The organism is Ancylobacter sp. VNQ12, from assembly GCF_049445835.1.
Taxonomy (GTDB): Bacteria; Pseudomonadota; Alphaproteobacteria; order Rhizobiales; family Xanthobacteraceae; genus Ancylobacter.
Map to the genome: position 1 here is coordinate 1 of NZ_JBMSDU010000009.1, position 15,327 is coordinate 15,327.

A 15,327-nucleotide genomic window follows, 5' to 3' on the forward strand; every position below is an offset into this window, starting at 1 on the left:
GGCTTTCCGGCAGCAGCGCCGCCCCGGCAATGTCGGCAACGACGGCCGAGAGGTCGCGAAGAACCCCCGCCCCATCAACCAGCCCGGGCTTCTCCGAACCGAAAGACCCATAGCGCACGAGTTTCATTCCAGTCTCCTTCGAGGCGCCCTCGTGGGCCTCGGCATTCCGCACTCCCTGGCCGGGTGGGGAGGCCGCGAGGCGCCGCCAAATGCGATTTATAAAATATGATTTATTGTGCTAGGTCTGTCCATATCGTTCTTCACGGTGGATGTAAAACGGTTTAAAAATATGATTTATATGGGTATAGCGTAGAGCTGATGGCGACCGGATCGCGCGCCGCGGGGCGCTTTGCGCGGACTCGAGCGTCAAGTGCCTGTGCCCGGACGCGAATGGTGAGATCATCTCGCCCGTTCGGCCCGACCGAGAGATCGATCGGGTGGTGCGGGTGACCGATGTCGTGGAGAGGGAGATCAGCTTGGTGGAACGCTCATCTACGCCGCGCCGGCGCGCGGAGGAGGCGGATTCTCCCTCCGCGGTTGCGGAGGAGCGGGCCGCGCGCCAGATGCGCCCCTCGGGCTACCGGATCAGCGGCCTTCAGGGCCATGTGATCACCGAGCTCGGCCGCGCCATCGTCTCCGGACGCTTTGCGCCGGGAGAGCTGCTGCCGCGCGAGCCGGAACTCATGGCCGAATTCTCCGCGAGCCGTCCTTCGCTGCGCGAGGCGCTCAAGGTGTTGGCGGCCAAGGGTCTCATCGAGATGCGCCAGAAGGTGGGCACCAGGGTCCGTCCGCGCGATCTGTGGAACACGTTCGACAGCGATGTGCTGGGCTGGCACCTCGGCGAGGAGGGCACCAGCCCGGCGCAGCGCGACGGCATGCTGCGCGATCTCATCGAGCTGCGGCAGGTGATCGAGCCCAATGCCGCCCAGCTCGCCGCCGGCCGCGCGACCATGGAGGACCTGCGCCGCATCCGCACCGCTCTCCAGGCGATGGAGGCTGCGACGAGGGACATGGCGAGCTATGCCCGCGCCGATGTCGAGTTCCATATGGCCGTGTTCACGGCGAGCCACAATGTGCTGCTCGCCCGCTTCGCGCATCTCGTCGCCGATTTCCTGCGGGTGAGCTTCTCGATCCAGCAGGAAGCCCTCAACGAGCGCGACAACCGCATCGAGGACGATGTCGCCCAGCACCGGCTGGTGTTCGAGGCGATCAATAGCGGCGAAGGCGAGAGCGCCGCGCGGGCGATGCGCAACGTGATCCTCAACGGCAAGAACTCGCTGCTCGCGGCACTCGACTGAGCCTTGAGTGGCGCCTCCGCGCGTCCTTCCGCGCCGGCGGCGCGCCCTAGAAGGTCGCGGAGAGGCCGCCGTCGACGGGCAGGATCTGCCCCGTGACGTAGCGGGCATCGTCCGAGCACAGGAAGAAGGCCGGCCCGGCAATGTCGACGGGCTTGCCGGGCCGGCGCAGCGGAATGCGGCCGTGCTCGATATAGATGTCGCGAAACCAGGCGGCGTCATGCTCATGGCCGGCGCCGTCCGGCAGCTGCGCCATCCGCGTGTCGATGTAGCCGGGCGCCAGCGCGTTCACCACGATGCCCTCATCGGCGAGATCGCAGGCGAGCGCGCGGGTGAAATTGACCAGCGCACCCTTGGCCGTGGCGTAGGCGAGGGAATCGCGCGTGCCGCGCAAGCCCTGGATGGAGGCGATGTTGAGGATGCGCCGTCCCGGCCCCGCCTTGCGAATGAGCGGCAGCAGCGCCAGCGTCATGCGGATCGCGCCATCCTGGTTGATGTCGAGGATGGAGCGATAATGCGTGAAGGTCATTGTGGCGATGCCGGCGACGTCAAGGATCGCCGCATTGTTCACCAGGATCTCGCAGCGGCCATGGCGCGCCTCGATGGCGTTGGCGAGGGCGGCGACCGACGCCGGATCGGCGATGTCGACGCGCGCGGCCGTGGCGCCGTTGCCGAGGTCGGCGGCGACCTTGCCGGCGCCCGCCTCGTCGATGTCGGCGATCACCACATGTGCGCCCTCGGCGGCGAGCCGCTCCGCAATGCCGCGACCGATGCCATGGGCGGCTCCGGTGACGACGGCGACGCGTCCCTCAAGGCGACGGGCGAGCGGCGCGGGGGCAGTGGCATGGGTGTTCATGGGGATTCCGATGGGTGGAGACGTGTGGGTGGAGACGTGGGCGGGAGGAGCGACGACCGTGCGATTGCAGGGGCGAGTTGCGCCCCGTGCCGGCGGAAGGCCGGCGATCGACTTCAGTGCGCCATTATAAAATATGATGTTTTTGTCGGTCAATCGGCGGGCAACCACCAGAGGCGCCGGAGCCGTTGGAATGCAACGAAAATATGTCCTCCAAACGTCCGCGGGGCGTCGCGTTGCGATTGACGTAAAATATAAAATATGATTTTTTAATCGCAACGACAAAAACGGCTCTGACCGGCACCAGACGGAGAACGGACGATGAATTGGACGTCGAAGGCAGTCGCGGCATCGCTGGCCGCAGTCACTCTTCTCGCATCGGCGGCGGCATTTGCCGGGCCGAAGGGGGAGGTGCGTCTTCTTGCCTATGAAGGCTATGCCGACCCCGCCTGGACGGAAGAGTTCGAGAAGGAGACCGGCATCACCGTGAAGGTGACCTATGTCGGCGGCGTCGACGAACAGATCGCCAAGATGAAGGCGTCGAACGGCAAGGACTACGACGTCGTCACGGTCGACACGGCGAGCCTCAAGGCCTTCGCCGACCAGAAGCTCATCGCCCCGATCGACAAGGACAAGCTGACCAGCGCCAAGAACCTGCTCCCCGAGTTTCGCGAGATGAGCAACGCCACCTTCGGCGGCGCCACCTATGGCGTGCCGTGGGCCTGGGGCTCGCTCGGCATGGTCTATGACAAGAAGACCTTCCCGACGGCGCCCGACAGCTGGGAGGTGCTGTGGGACCCGAAGTTCAAGGGCAAGGTCATCGCCCTCGATGACGCCAATAACGACATCAATTTCGGCGCCATCGCGCTCGGCATCAAGGATCCCTTCAATCTCACGGACGCGCAGTTCGCCGAGGTGAAGGCCAAGCTCATCGCGCTCAAGAAGAACCTGCTGACCTATTTCGCCGGCTTCGACGAAGGCACCACCATCTGGAGCGAGAACGATGTGGTGCTCATGTTCTCCATGGGCGAACTCGCGGCGATCAATCTCCAGAAGAAGGGGTTCGATGTCGGCTATGTCATTCCCAAGGAGGGCGCGGTCGGCTGGCTCGACAACCTGACGGTGAGCGCCGGCACGGCCAACACCGACGCCGCCTATGCCTGGATGAATTTCGCGCTGCAGAAGAAGATCGGCGCCGACATGGCCAAGAAGTTCGGCTATGGCGCGACCACGGACGCGGCGCAGGGCATGGACTACGCCAATCGCCTGATCTGGGCGCAGAATCCGGAAGATTACACGCGCCGCCAGGCCATCTGGAACGAGGTCAAGGCCGCGAACTGAGCCGGCCTGCTCCAGCTTCCGACGGGATGCTCCCAAGCTGAGGCGCGGGGCATCCCGCCTACCTCCGGCGGCAATGATGGCTGCCGCCCCTTTTGGACCATTCGGCGGGACGACACGCGTGCAGCCTCTTCTCCATCTCGAGAACATCTCGAAGCGCTATGGCAGCGTGCGTGTGCTCGACGGCATCGACATCACCGTTGCCGACAATGAGTTCCTCACCATCCTCGGCCCCTCGGGTTCCGGCAAGACGACGATCCTGCGCATCATCGGCGGGTTCGAGAGGCTGGACGGCGGCCGGCTCATGTTCGAGGGGCGTGATCTGGCCTCGGTGCCGATCAACCGGCGGCCCTTCAACACCGTGTTCCAGGACTACGCGCTGTTCCACCACATGAACGTGGCGGAGAATGTCGGCTACGGCCTCAAGGTCCGTGGCCGGCCGCGTGCGGAGATCGCCGCCAGGGTCGCCGAGGTGCTGGAGACTGTCGGCCTCGGCGCCTTCGGCGCGCGCTACCCCGCGCAGCTCTCCGGCGGCCAGCGCCAGCGCGTGGCGCTCGCCCGCGCCATCGTCTGCGAACCTCGCCTCATCCTGCTCGACGAGCCGCTTTCCGCGCTCGACGTGGAGTTGCGCGGGCAGATGCAGCGCTTCCTGAAGTCGCTTCAGCGCCGGCTCGGCATCGCTTTCGTGTTCATCACCCATGATCAGGAAGAGGCGATCGCGCTGTCCGACCGCATCATCGTGGTCAATCGCGGCCGGATCGAGCAGGAGGGGCCGCCGGAACAGCTCTATCGCCGCCCGCGCACGCCGTTCACCGCCGGCTTTCTGGGCGAGAACAACCTGATCGCCGGCACGCTGGCCGGAGCGGATGAAGCGCTGTGCCACGTCGACACCGCCGTCGGACGTCTCGCCGCGACGGTGGACGGTGCCGCGCCGCCGACCGGCAGCATGGTGCTAGTCGCGGTGCGGCCCGAGCACATCACCCTCGCGCCCGTGGGGGATACGACCTCGGGGGCACTGGAAGCCGAAGTGGCGGACATACGTTTCCTCGGCGCCAACATCGTCATCGAGTTCCGCCATCCGGCGCTGCCGGGCACCTTGCTGAAGGTGCGCCGGCTGGCGGACGGCTCCACTACCGGCCTTCGGGTCGGCCAGCGCCTCGCGCTCGGCTGGCCGGCGGCCGATGCCGCGCTCATCGCGGCGAATGTCGAGGGGGCGAGGGAATGAGTACCCGCCAGCCGACCGCCTCCGATGTCCCGCGCCGGCGCGGTGCCGCGGCGACGGCCGTGCTGTGGCACGGGCTCAATCTCGGCCTGCCGCTGATCTTCGTGGTGATCCCGATCCTGTCCTTCGTGCTGGTCAGCTTCTGGACGCTCGAGGACGGGCAGATCGTCCATACGCTGACCCTGGCGAATTATCGCGCCTTCTTCACCGAGGGCAGCTACCTCCCGGTCTATCTGGCGACCGTCGGGCTGTCGCTGCAGGTGACGCTGGTCAATGTGGTGCTGGCCACCGCCATCGCGGTGTTCATCTTCCGCCGGACGCCGCGCGTGCGCTTCCTCATCCTGATGAGCTTCATGCTGCCGCTGTTCATGAGCTACATCATCAAGGTCTATTCGATCCGCAGCATTCTCGGCCAGCGCGGCCTCCTGAACGAGGGGCTGATGGCGCTGGGCCTGGTGGACCAGCCGATCGAGGCGCTGCTGTTCTCGCGCACCGCCATCTTCATCGCGCTCGCGGTGCTCTATCTGCCCTACGCGATCCTGCCGATCTATCTGGCGCTCGACCGTATCCCGGCGAACTACCTCGCCGCTTCCGCCGACCTCGGCGCCACCTCCTACCAGGCGCTGCGCGATATCGTGCTGCCGCTCGGCCGGCCCGGCATCGCGGCGGCGACGGTCTTCACCTTCATCCTCACCTTCGGCGACTTCGTCACCCCGCAAATGGTCGGCGGTACGCAGGGCTTCACCTTCGGCCGCATCGTGTTCAGCCAGTTCGGGCTGGCGCTCAACTGGCCGCTCGGCTCGGCGCTGGCCGTCATCCTGCTCGCCACCACGCTGCTCGCGGTGGCGCTCGCCGGCCTCACCCTCAGGCGGGAGCATGTGCGATGAAACAGCGGGCGCCGTTTATCGACACGCTGCTCGGCCTCACCGCCCTCACCGGCCTCATCGCGCTCTACGCCCCCCTCCTCGCCGCCACCGTGCTGTCGTTTTTCCAGATCGTGCGGGTGCGGGGGAAGCTGGGCTTCGCGCCCTTCTCGCTCGAGCCCTACACCGCGCTGCTCACCAATGGTGAGATCCTCTCGGCGCTCGGCACCTCGCTCATCGTCGCCGTGGTGGCGAGCTTCGCCTCGCTGGTGCTGGCGCTGATGTTCGCGTTCTATTTCGTCTCGGCGCGGCGCGGGCTGGGTACGCTGATGCAGGTCATGGTGTTCCTGCCCTTCCTGCTGCCGCCGATCATCACTGGCCTGTCGCTGCTGATCGCCTTCCGCGAGGCGGAGTTCGCTCGAGGGCTCGCCACCATCATCATCGGCCACATCGTGTTCATCGTGCCGGTGGTCTACCGCACCGTGCTGGTCCGCCTGCAACTGCTTGGCGGCAGCCTGACCGAGGCGTCGCTCGATCTCGGGGCCTCCCATGTGCAGACGCTGTTCCACGTGATCCTGCCGCAGATGCGGCCGGCGCTGATTTCCGGCGTGCTGCTCGCCTTCGCCATCTCCTTCGATGAGACGCTGATCACGCTGTTCGTCGCCGGGTCCGAGACGACGCTGCCGATCCGCCTGTGGGCGATGATGCGCGTCGGCTTCGTGCCGGAAATCAACGCGCTGGCGACCCTCATCCTGCTGTTCACCGCCGCCATCACCTTCGCCATCGGGCTGATCCAGCGCGGCCAGGCGGAGCGTGCCTGAACGCTCCGCCGCCGGACTGCCGACGATCCAGTTCCAAACCCCCTTTCGGGAGAAGACGCGTTCCCATGAAAATCGAGACCGTCGATTTTTTCTATCTGGCCATGCCCGAGATCACGACCGCAGCCGATGGCAGCCAGGATGCGCTTATCGTGCGCGTCACGGCCGGCGGCTTCAGCGGCTGGGGTGAGTGCGAAGCCGCGCCGCTGCCCTCCATCGCCGCCTTCATCTGCCCGATGTCGCACGGTGCCTGCCAACCGGTGCAGAATGCCGTGCTCGGTCAGCGGCTCGATACGCCGGCCGACATCGCCCGCATCGCCCATCAGGTGGAATATGACTGCATGGACCTGCTGCAGGCGGCACACACCTGGTCCGGCATCGAGATGGCCTTGTGGGATCTGCTGGGCAAGGCGCGGGGCGAGCCGACCTGGAAGCTGCTCGGCTATGACCGCTCGTTCCGCAAGACGCCCTACGCCTCGCAGTTGTTCGGTGACACGCCGCAGGGGACGCTGGAGCGCGGGCGTCGTGCCCGTGCCGACGGCTTTCGCGCGGTGAAGTTCGGCTGGGGTCCGATCGGTCGCGGCGCGCTCCGGATCGATGTCGACCATTTCGTCGCCGCTCGCGAGGGGCTCGGCCCCGACGGCATCCTGCTGGTCGATGTCGGGCAGATCTTCGGTGAGGATGTCGAGGCCGCCGCGCAGCGCGTGCCGGCGCTGGAGGCGGCGCGGACGACCTGGCTCGAGGAGCCCTTCGTTGCCAACGCCTATGGCGAATATGCCGCTCTGGCCGGGCGCACCCGCGTGAAGATGGCCGGCGGGGAGGGCGCGCACAATTTCCACATGGCGCGCAACCTCATCGACTATGGCAATATCGGCTTCGTGCAGATCGACTGCGGGAGGATCGGCGGCATCGGTCCGGCCAAGCGGGTCGCCGACCACGCGCGGGCGAAGGGCGTCACCTATGTGAACCACACCTTCACCTCCAATCTGGCGCTCAGCGCCTCGCTGCAGCCCTTCGCCGGCGTGGCGGAAGCGACGATCTGCGAGTATCCGGTGGCGCTACAGCCGCTCGCGGTGGAACTGACCGCCAATCACATCTTGCGTGACGCGGATGGCGAGATCGCCGCGCCGGAGGCGCCCGGCCTCGGCATCGAGATCAACCCCACCGCACTGGAGGTCTACCGGGTCGAGGTCGAAATCGCGGTCGGAGGACGCACCGTGTTCCGCTCGCCGGTTGCGGCGTGAACGAGCGGGCGTGGAGGCGCGAGTGAACACGGCCGAGCCATCGACTTCCGCATCCCTCCGGCCCGCCATTCGTGTGATTGCGCAGACCGATGATCTGCTGGGCGAGGCCCCGCTCTGGCATCCGCTGGATGGCTGCCTCTATTGGCTCGATCTTGCCGGGACCCGCCTGCACCGTATCAATGGTCATGGCGGCATCACAACACGCCGGATCGATCGCCCGGCCCCGCTGGGCGCCATCGTGGCCGGTCCTGCGGTGGGATGCCTCGTGCTCTGCGCCCTTGACGGGCTGTCGCTCTACGACTGGTCCAGCGACACGCTGTCGCCGCTGTGCCATCCCGAGGCGTCACGCAACGCCATCGGCTATAACGACGCCAAGGTGGATCGCTCCGGCCGGCTATGGATAGGTACGAGCGATCTCGCAGAGCAGGAGCCGCGCGGCGCCCTGTGGTGCTGGACGCCGGGCGCTGCGCCGGTACTGGCGGATGCCGGCTTCACGGTGGTCAACGGGCCCGCCTTCTCCCCGGACGGGGGTACGCTCTATCTGAGCGACAGCGTCGGCCGGCGCGTTCTGGCTTATGACGTTGCGCCCGGTGAGTCGGTGCTCACCAATCGCCGGGTCTTCGCCACAATGGCGGTCGACGAGGGCTATCCGGACGGCCTGACCGTCGATGCCGAGGGCGGGCTCTGGGTGGCGCATTGGGATGGCTGGCGCATCACCCGGTTTTCGCCGGAAGGCGAGCGCACGCTGGTGGTTCCGATGCCGGTGCCGCGCATCACCAGTCTGGCCTTTGGCGGGGAGGGGCTGGCGACGCTGTTCGCGACCAGCGCCCGGCTCGAACTCGCCGAGCCACTGCTGTCCGCCGCGCCGCTTTCGGGCGCGCTTTTCGCCGTCGATGCCGGGGTGCCCGGCGCGGCGGAGCGGGCGTTCGTTCCGGTGTAAATTCCACGCCGGCAGTAGCCGGCTCACTCCGCTGCAAGCGCGGTCTGAAGGGCGGCGCGTGCCGCCCTTATATGGCGGCGCATGAGGATCTCGGCGAGCTCGCCATCGCGCTGGCCGATCGCCTCGGTGATGCGCAGATGTTCCTTCCAGGCCTCGCGCCCGCGGCCCTGCACGGTACGGTGCAGCCGCCGGCACAGGCGCAGGCGGGGGTAGAACTGTTCGCAGAGCAGGTCGGCGAGAATGGGGTTGCCGCTGCCACGGGCGATGCGCCGGTGGAAATCGGTCTCCGGATCGTCCTGCAGATAGGCGCCGAGCGGGTTGCGCTCGATCTCGCCGCGATGACCGGCAACCAGCGCTTCCAGGGCGGCGACCTCACTCATTTCCATATGGGTCGCTGCCAGCCGCGCGGCCATGCCCTCCATCGCCTCGCGCACATCGAGCAAGGCGAGAAACTCGGCGGCGCTCGGCTGGGCGACGCGGGCGCCCTGATTAACCGCGTAGGTGACGAGCCCGCGCTCCTGCAGGCGGCGGATCGCCTCGCGCACTGGCGCCCGGCTGGCGCCGAAGGAGCGGGCGATGGCGGGCTCGGATAGCTTCTCGCCGGGCGCGAGCGTGCCGGCGAGAATGGCGCGCGTCAGGTCGTCATAGAGACGCGAGGCGAGGCCGCTGCTGCCGAGCGGATCCCCTGTCGCTTCCGTCTGATCCGCGTTCAACATGTCGACACCTTTTCGTCGTCGCTCCTGTGCCGGCGCGCAGCGGCCTTCCTTATAGCTGATTTGCCGCGCGGCGCGCGCTTGCTCGTGTCGCCGGGTGCTCGCTAGCGCCTCCACCTCCAGAGTGTCGACATAATATGGGAGTGATTGCAAATTTTGTTTGTGTTTTCCCGGCTGGCGACTAGAAATGTCGACATAACGAAGAATGAGGCGGCGAAAATCGCCTTGGAAGCGCGGCAAAAGGAGACGTCGGGAACGCCATGTCCAGCCACAACAACAATGAACGTCCCGCCCCCGATGGCGTCCTCGTCGATATCGCCGACTACGTTCTCAACTATCGTGTCGACAGTTCCCTCGCTTATGAGACCGCCCGCAACTGCCTGATCGATACGCTCGGCTGCGGGCTCGAGGCCCTGGAATATCCCGCCTGCACCAAGCTGCTCGGGCCGATCGTGCCCGGTACGGTGGTGCCGAACGGGGCAAGGGTGCCCGGCACGCCGTATCAGCTCGACCCGGTGCAGGCCGCGTTCAACATCGGCACGATGATCCGCTGGCTGGACTTCAACGATTGCTGGCTGGCCGCCGAATGGGGCCACCCCTCCGACAATCTCGGCGGCATCCTCGCCGTCGCCGACTGGCTGGCGCGCAACGCGGTGGCCACCGGCCGCACGCCGCCGACCATGCGCGACGTGCTGACCGCCATGATCAAGGCGCACGAGATCCAGGGCTGCATCGCGCTGGAGAACGCGTTCAACAAGGTCGGTATCGACCATGTCGTGCTGGTCAAGGTGGCCTCGACTGCCGTGGTTGCCGGCCTGCTCGGCCTGACGCGCGAGGAGATCATCAACGCGCTGTCGCTCGCCTTCGTCGACGGGCAGGCGCTGCGCACCTATCGCCACGCCCCGAATGCCGGCTCGCGCAAGAGCTGGGCGGCGGGTGACGCCACCAGCCGGGCCGTTCGTCTCGCCTTGATCGCGCAGACCGGCGAGATGGGCTACCCCTCGGTGCTGACCGCGCCGACCTGGGGCTTCTACGACGCCTCGTTCCGCGGCAAGCCGTTCTCCTTCCAGCGGCCTTACGGCTCCTATGTGATGGAGAATGTGCTGTTCAAGATTTCCTACCCGGCGGAGTTCCACGCCCAGACGGCGGTGGAGGCGGCGATGAGCCTTTATCGCACGCTGGCGGATTCCGGCCGCAGCGCCGCGGACATCGCCGCCGTCCGCATCCGCACCCATGAGGCGTGCATCCGCATCATCGACAAGAGCGGGCCGCTGCACAATCCGGCCGACCGCGACCACACCATCCAATACATGGTCGCCGTGCCCCTGCTGTTCGGCCGGCTCACCGCCTCGGATTACGAGGACGCGGTCGCCGCCGATCCGCGCATCGATGCGCTGCGGGCCAAGATCACCTGCGTCGAGGACCCGGCCTTCACCCGCGACTACCACGACCCGGAGAAGCGCTCGATCGCCAATGCCATGACCATCGAGCTCACCGACGGCACGGTGCTGCCGGAAGTGCTGGTGGAATATCCGATCGGCCACAAGCGCCGGCGCGCGGACGGCATTCCGCTGCTGGAGGCGAAGTTCCGCACCAACCTCGCCCGCCGCTTCGTGGAGAAGCGCCAGCGCGCCATCCTCGATGTCTCGCTCGACCAGGGGCGGCTCGAGGCGATGGCGGTCAACGACTATGTCGATCTGTACGCCAACTGAAGGCCGTGTCCCATGCCCTATCTGGTGAACACTGATCTTCCCACGGAGCCGGCCGGCCGCCGGTTCCGCGCGTTGGTGGAGGCGGGCGGCGTCGTCGAGCTTCCCGGCGCGCATAACGGCATGGCCTCATTGCAGGCCAAGGTTGCTGGCTTCAAGGGGTTGTATCTCTCCGGCGCGGCGATGACCGCATCGATGGGCCTGCCCGATCTCGGCATCATCACCGTCGACGAGGTGGCCTTCTTCATCCGACAGATCGCCCGGGCGAGCGGCCTGCCGCTGCTCGTAGATGGCGACACCGGCTATGGCGAAGCGCTCAACGTGATGCACATGGTGCGCACCTTCGAGGACGCCGGCGCCGGGGCGGTGCATATCGAGGACCAGCTGCTGCCGAAGAAGTGCGGCCATCTCAACGACAAGAAGCTGGCCGACGCCCACGACATGGCGGCCAAGGTCGCGGCCGCCGCCCGCGCCCGGCGCGACCTCTACATCATCGCCCGCACCGATGCCGCCGCCAGCGAGGGCATCGACGGGGCGTTGGCCCGCGCCCGGCTCTATATCGAGGCCGGAGCGGATGCGATCTTCCCGGAGGCGCTGACCACGGCGGAGATGTTCCGCACCTTCGCCGAGCGCATGCCGCGCGGCGTGCCGCTGCTGGCCAACATGACGGAGTTCGGCCGCACGCCCTTCTTCACCACCTCGGAATTCGGGGCGATGGGCTATCGCATGGTGATCTGGCCGGTCTCCGCCCTGCGCGTCGCCAACAAGGCGCAGGCGGCGCTTTATCAGGCGATCCGCAGGGATGGCGGTACCCACCGAATGCTCGACGCGATGCAGACCCGTGCCGAGCTCTATGACCTGATCGGGCTGCACGACTACGAGGCGCTCGACGCCTCCATCGTCCAGACGGTCATCCCCACCGGCGTGCCCCAGCGCGGAGGGGCGGCCTGAAGCGAGACGTGCCCGCACCATTGCTCCACCGCCACGGCGGAATCTGAAAGCCGGCAGCCCGGATCCTCCGGGCAAGACACGGCGAAACCGAACGAGGAAACGACATGTCCAACGCCAAGACGACTGACGCACCCATGAGGCGGCACCTACGCCGCGCCACCCTCGGACTGGCGGGCGGCCTCGCCCTTGCCCTGTCCGGCGGTCTCGCTCTCGCCGACCCGGCCAGGGTGCTGATCCCCGCCAATCCCGGCGGCGGCTGGGATGGCGCCGGCCGCCAGACCATGGCGGCGATGAACCAGGCGAAGATTTTCACCGATGGGGTGAGCTTCACCAACAAGGGCGGCGCGGCTGGCACGATCGGTCTTGCCGAATTTGTGCGCACCGCCAAGGGCGACGACAACGCCCTGCTGGTGACCGGTGTGATCATGGTCGCCGGCATCATCACCAACAAGACGCCGGTGTCGCTGAACGACACCACGCCGCTGGTGCGGCTCACCAACGAGTACAACGCCATCGCCGTGCCGGCGGATTCGCCGATCAAGACGCCGCAGGACTTCATCGCGGCGCTGAAGGCCGATCCGGGTGCGCTGTCGGTGGGCGGCGGCTCGGCGGGCGGCGCGGACCACGTAATGCTCGCCATGCTGGCCAAGCATGCCGGCGCGCCGGTGAACAAGATCAACTTCGTCGCCTTCTCCGGCGGCGAGATCCTGGCCGCGCTCGGCGGCGGCAAGATCAAGGCGGCGATCTCCGGCGCCTCGGAATTCCGCCAGTTCGCTCAGTCCGGCCGCATTCGCATCATCGCCGTGTCGGGCCCCACCCGGCTCGAAGGGCTCGACGTGCCCACGCTGAAGGAGTCCGGCATCCCGGTCGAAATCGGCAACTGGCGCGGCTTCGTCGGCGCGCCAGGCATGAGCGAGGCCGGCAAGAAGACCTGGCTCGATCGCTTCGCCAAGCTGCACACCAGTGACGTTTGGAAGACCACCCTGAAGAACCAGGGCTGGGAGGACGCCTATCTCGCCGGTCCCGACTTCGTCAGCTTCCTCAAGGCCGAAGAGACCAACTGGGCGCAGGCGCTCCGGGAAGTCGGCATCGTCCAGTGACGCCCGGCCTATGACCCCTTCCTCGACGGGGACAGGGGTGGGTTGAGGGGTCTTCAACGCCCCTCAACCGTGTAGTCGCTCATCGACCCGTTTCGCGGGCCGCCTCTCCGCCGAAGCCGGATTTGTCCGGCTTCGGCCTCGCCAGAACCGAATTCGGCGACAGCCGGGTTCGGGCGGGGAGAGGGAATGCCGACCCGCCACATCACGTCATGGAGCCAGCCCATGTCCCCCATTGACGAACCTCGCGCCGGCGGGCCACCCGCCCGGCCGTGGTGGATCGGCCTTGCCGTGCTCGCCATGGGCCTCGTCTGGATCTATGGCGCCACCAGCATCCAGTCGACCACGGCCTTTGTCGGCATGGGGCCGGAGATCATGGTTGCCGCCGTCGGGGCGGGCCTGGTCGTGCTCGGCGTGCTTCTCTTGGTGCAGATCGCCCGCGGCGAGACCTTCCGCCCGCAGGAGGAGGAAAACGCCGACGCCGACGCCCCGCCGTCGCGCCGCGCCTTCCTGCTGTCGCTGGCCGGCGTCGCGCTGCCGCTCGCCACCATACGCTGGCTGGGCTTTCCGCTGACGGCGGCGATCGGCTTCACGCTGGTGACGCACGCGTTCGGCTCGCGGCGCACCCTGTTCGATCTCGCGGTGGGCGCCGCTGTCGGCGTGGGGGCGTGGTTCATGTTCTCCAAGCTGGGCATCGACCTCGGCCCGTTCCTGCCGCTGATCCGGTGACATCATGGACACGCTGACCCAACTCGTCGCCGGCTTCGCCATCGCGTTGCAGCCGATCAACTTGTTCTGGGCGCTGGTGGGCTGCGCGCTCGGTACGGCGGTGGGCGTGCTGCCCGGCATCGGGCCGGCGCTGACCATCGCGCTGCTGATGCCGGTCACCGCGCAGGTGGCGCCGGAATCGGCGTTCATCATGTTCGCCGGCATTCTCTATGGCGCGCTCTATGGCGGCTCGACCACCTCGATCCTGCTCAACACGCCGGGCGAGAGCGGCTCGGTGATGACCGCGCTCGAGGGCAACCGCATGGCCCGCACGGGGCGCGGCGCGGCGGCACTGGCGACGGCGGCGATAGGCTCCTTCGTCGCAGGCACCTTCGGCACGCTTGCGCTGACCTTCCTGGCGCCGGCCATCGCCGAACTCGCCTTCATCTTCGGCCCGGAGGACTATTTCGCGCTGATGATCCTCTCCTTCACATCCGTTGCTGTGGTGATGGGGACCTCGCGCGTGCGTGGCTTCACCGCGCTGTTCTTCGGCCTTGCGCTCGGTACCATCGGCATCGACACGCAGACCGGGCAGAGCCGCATGGTGTTCGGCACGCTGGAACTGCTCGATGGCATCTCCTTCACCGTCGTCCTCGTCGCCTTGTTCGCCGTCGGCGAGACGCTCTATGTCGCCAGCCGCAGCTCACAGGTGCAGGCGGTGATCAACCCGCTGTCGGGCGGCATCTGGATGACGAGGGAGGACTGGGCACGCTCGTGGAAGCCGTGGCTGCGCGGCACCTTCATCGGCTTTCCCATAGGCTCGCTGCCGGCCGGCGGCACGGAGATCCCGACCTTTCTGTCCTACACGCTGGAGCGACGGCTGAGCCCGCATCCGGAACAGTTCGGCGAAGGGGCGATCGAGGGCGTCGCGGGGCCGGAAGCGGCGAACAATGCCGCCGCGGCCGGCATATTGGTGCCGCTGCTCACCCTCGGCCTGCCCTCGACCGCGACGGCGGCGGTGCTGCTGGCGGCCTTCCAGAATTACGGGCTACAGCCGGGGCCGCTGCTGTTCGCCACCAATCCCGGCCTGCTGTGGGGGCTCATCGCCTCGCTCTATATCGGCAATGTCATCCTCTTGGTGCTCAACCTACCGCTGGTCGGCATCTGGGTGCGGTTGCTGCTCATCCCGCGCCCTTACATCTATGCCGGCATCGTGGTGTTCGCGCTGGTCGGCGTGTGGGGGCTGTCGACCTCGTGGATGGATATCGCGCTGATGTGCGGGCTCGGCCTCATCGGCTACATGGCGCGGGTCTACGACTTCCCGATCGCCCCGGCGCTGATCGGCCTCATCCTTGGCCCGCAGGCGGAAATCCAGCTGCGCCGGGCACTGGCGGTGAGCCAGAATGACTGGACGGTGCTGGTCTCGACGCCGATCTCCGCCGGCCTGCTCGCGGTTGCCGCGCTGGTGCTGGTGCTGCCGCTGCTGCTCCGGCGCATGCGGCGGGCCGAGCGGAGGATCGAACAGGAAGTGGCGACGAAATAGCCGATCCTCCCGCCGGACGCGGGTCTCCGGCGG

14 protein-coding genes are annotated in these 15,327 nt (G+C 67.3%); 12 read left to right on the forward strand and 2 right to left on the reverse strand.

Annotated elements, in window-relative coordinates; genetic code table 11:
- The first annotated feature begins 479 nt into the window (after window positions 1-479).
- Window positions 480-1,298, forward strand: coding sequence for a FadR/GntR family transcriptional regulator (locus tag ACO2RV_RS13540; protein WP_423293779.1), 819 nt, complete (start codon window positions 480-482; stop codon window positions 1,296-1,298).
- 46 nt (window positions 1,299-1,344) lie between these two features.
- Here ACO2RV_RS13540 and ACO2RV_RS13545 read toward each other — a convergent pair whose 3' ends face one another.
- The gene (locus ACO2RV_RS13545) at window positions 1,345-2,151 is read right to left on the reverse strand and encodes an SDR family NAD(P)-dependent oxidoreductase (RefSeq protein WP_423293781.1); all 807 of its coding nucleotides are present in this window, start codon (window positions 2,149-2,151) and stop codon (window positions 1,345-1,347) included.
- Window positions 2,152-2,469: 318 nt separating this feature from the next.
- Between ACO2RV_RS13545 and ACO2RV_RS13550 the strand changes: the two genes are divergently transcribed.
- The 6 genes from ACO2RV_RS13550 (at window position 2,470) to ACO2RV_RS13575 (ending at window position 8,573) form a co-directional block, all read left to right on the forward strand.
- Window positions 2,470-3,489 carry an ABC transporter substrate-binding protein gene (locus ACO2RV_RS13550; RefSeq protein WP_423293783.1) on the forward strand — a complete coding sequence of 340 codons (1,020 nt, stop codon included), beginning with the start codon at window positions 2,470-2,472 and terminating at the stop codon, window positions 3,487-3,489.
- Between the two features lie 118 nt (window positions 3,490-3,607).
- Window positions 3,608-4,711 carry an ABC transporter ATP-binding protein gene (locus tag ACO2RV_RS13555; RefSeq protein ID WP_423293785.1) on the forward strand — a complete coding sequence of 368 codons (1,104 nt, stop codon included), beginning with the start codon at window positions 3,608-3,610 and terminating at the stop codon, window positions 4,709-4,711.
- Window positions 4,708-5,595 carry an ABC transporter permease gene (locus ACO2RV_RS13560; protein WP_423293787.1) on the forward strand — a complete coding sequence of 296 codons (888 nt, stop codon included), beginning with the start codon at window positions 4,708-4,710 and terminating at the stop codon, window positions 5,593-5,595. Before ACO2RV_RS13555 ends, ACO2RV_RS13560 begins: the two co-directional genes overlap by 4 nt.
- Entirely contained in the window at window positions 5,592-6,392 is an 801-nt protein-coding gene (locus ACO2RV_RS13565; RefSeq protein WP_423293789.1) for an ABC transporter permease, read from the forward strand. Before ACO2RV_RS13560 ends, ACO2RV_RS13565 begins: the two co-directional genes overlap by 4 nt.
- Before the next feature lie 65 nt (window positions 6,393-6,457).
- The gene (locus ACO2RV_RS13570) at window positions 6,458-7,633 is read left to right on the forward strand and encodes a mandelate racemase/muconate lactonizing enzyme family protein (RefSeq protein ID WP_423293791.1); all 1,176 of its coding nucleotides are present in this window, start codon (window positions 6,458-6,460) and stop codon (window positions 7,631-7,633) included.
- A 73-nt stretch (window positions 7,634-7,706) separates the two neighbouring features.
- Window positions 7,707-8,573: an SMP-30/gluconolactonase/LRE family protein gene (locus ACO2RV_RS13575; protein ID WP_423293793.1), complete on the forward strand. Its 867-nt coding sequence runs from the start codon at window positions 7,707-7,709 to the stop codon at window positions 8,571-8,573.
- A 23-nt stretch (window positions 8,574-8,596) separates the two neighbouring features.
- Here the strand turns inward: ACO2RV_RS13575 and ACO2RV_RS13580 are convergent, their stop codons facing one another.
- Window positions 8,597-9,289, reverse strand: a complete 693-nt coding sequence (locus tag ACO2RV_RS13580; protein ID WP_423293795.1) for a GntR family transcriptional regulator — start codon at window positions 9,287-9,289, stop codon at window positions 8,597-8,599.
- 257 nt (window positions 9,290-9,546) lie between these two features.
- Here ACO2RV_RS13580 and ACO2RV_RS13585 point away from each other — a divergent pair, with 257 nt between their 5' ends.
- The 5 genes from ACO2RV_RS13585 to ACO2RV_RS13605 all read left to right on the forward strand — a co-directional run bounded on the left by ACO2RV_RS13585 (window position 9,547) and on the right by ACO2RV_RS13605 (window position 15,294).
- Window positions 9,547-10,998 carry a bifunctional 2-methylcitrate dehydratase/aconitate hydratase gene (locus ACO2RV_RS13585; RefSeq protein ID WP_423293798.1) on the forward strand — a complete coding sequence of 484 codons (1,452 nt, stop codon included), beginning with the start codon at window positions 9,547-9,549 and terminating at the stop codon, window positions 10,996-10,998.
- 12 nt (window positions 10,999-11,010) lie between these two features.
- Window positions 11,011-11,946, forward strand: a complete 936-nt coding sequence (gene prpB / locus ACO2RV_RS13590; RefSeq protein WP_423293800.1) for a methylisocitrate lyase — start codon at window positions 11,011-11,013, stop codon at window positions 11,944-11,946.
- Between the two features lie 104 nt (window positions 11,947-12,050).
- Window positions 12,051-13,046: a Bug family tripartite tricarboxylate transporter substrate binding protein gene (locus ACO2RV_RS13595; RefSeq protein WP_423293802.1), complete on the forward strand. Its 996-nt coding sequence runs from the start codon at window positions 12,051-12,053 to the stop codon at window positions 13,044-13,046.
- Between the two features lie 222 nt (window positions 13,047-13,268).
- Complete coding sequence (locus tag ACO2RV_RS13600) at window positions 13,269-13,772, forward strand: tripartite tricarboxylate transporter TctB family protein (protein ID WP_423293804.1); 504 nt, start codon at window positions 13,269-13,271, stop codon at window positions 13,770-13,772.
- A gap of 4 nt (window positions 13,773-13,776) precedes the next feature.
- On the forward strand, window positions 13,777-15,294 hold the full coding sequence (locus tag ACO2RV_RS13605) for a tripartite tricarboxylate transporter permease (RefSeq protein ID WP_423293806.1): 1,518 nt from the start codon (window positions 13,777-13,779) through the stop codon (window positions 15,292-15,294).
- Window positions 15,295-15,327: the final 33 nt, after the last annotated feature.

Coding starts and splice junctions, on each gene's coding strand:
- ACO2RV_RS13545 (WP_423293781.1), bottom strand. CDS start 2,151: ATGAACACCCATGCCACTGCCCCCGCGCCGCTCGCCCGTCGCCTTGAG.
- ACO2RV_RS13560 (WP_423293787.1), top strand. CDS start 4,708: ATGAGTACCCGCCAGCCGACCGCCTCCGATGTCCCGCGCCGGCGCGGT.
- ACO2RV_RS13550 (WP_423293783.1), top strand. CDS start 2,470: ATGAATTGGACGTCGAAGGCAGTCGCGGCATCGCTGGCCGCAGTCACT.
- ACO2RV_RS13570 (WP_423293791.1), top strand. CDS start 6,458: ATGAAAATCGAGACCGTCGATTTTTTCTATCTGGCCATGCCCGAGATC.
- ACO2RV_RS13600 (WP_423293804.1), top strand. CDS start 13,269: ATGTCCCCCATTGACGAACCTCGCGCCGGCGGGCCACCCGCCCGGCCG.
- prpB (WP_423293800.1), top strand. CDS start 11,011: ATGCCCTATCTGGTGAACACTGATCTTCCCACGGAGCCGGCCGGCCGC.
- ACO2RV_RS13585 (WP_423293798.1), top strand. CDS start 9,547: ATGTCCAGCCACAACAACAATGAACGTCCCGCCCCCGATGGCGTCCTC.
- ACO2RV_RS13595 (WP_423293802.1), top strand. CDS start 12,051: ATGTCCAACGCCAAGACGACTGACGCACCCATGAGGCGGCACCTACGC.
- ACO2RV_RS13605 (WP_423293806.1), top strand. CDS start 13,777: ATGGACACGCTGACCCAACTCGTCGCCGGCTTCGCCATCGCGTTGCAG.
- ACO2RV_RS13580 (WP_423293795.1), bottom strand. CDS start 9,289: ATGTTGAACGCGGATCAGACGGAAGCGACAGGGGATCCGCTCGGCAGC.
- ACO2RV_RS13565 (WP_423293789.1), top strand. CDS start 5,592: ATGAAACAGCGGGCGCCGTTTATCGACACGCTGCTCGGCCTCACCGCC.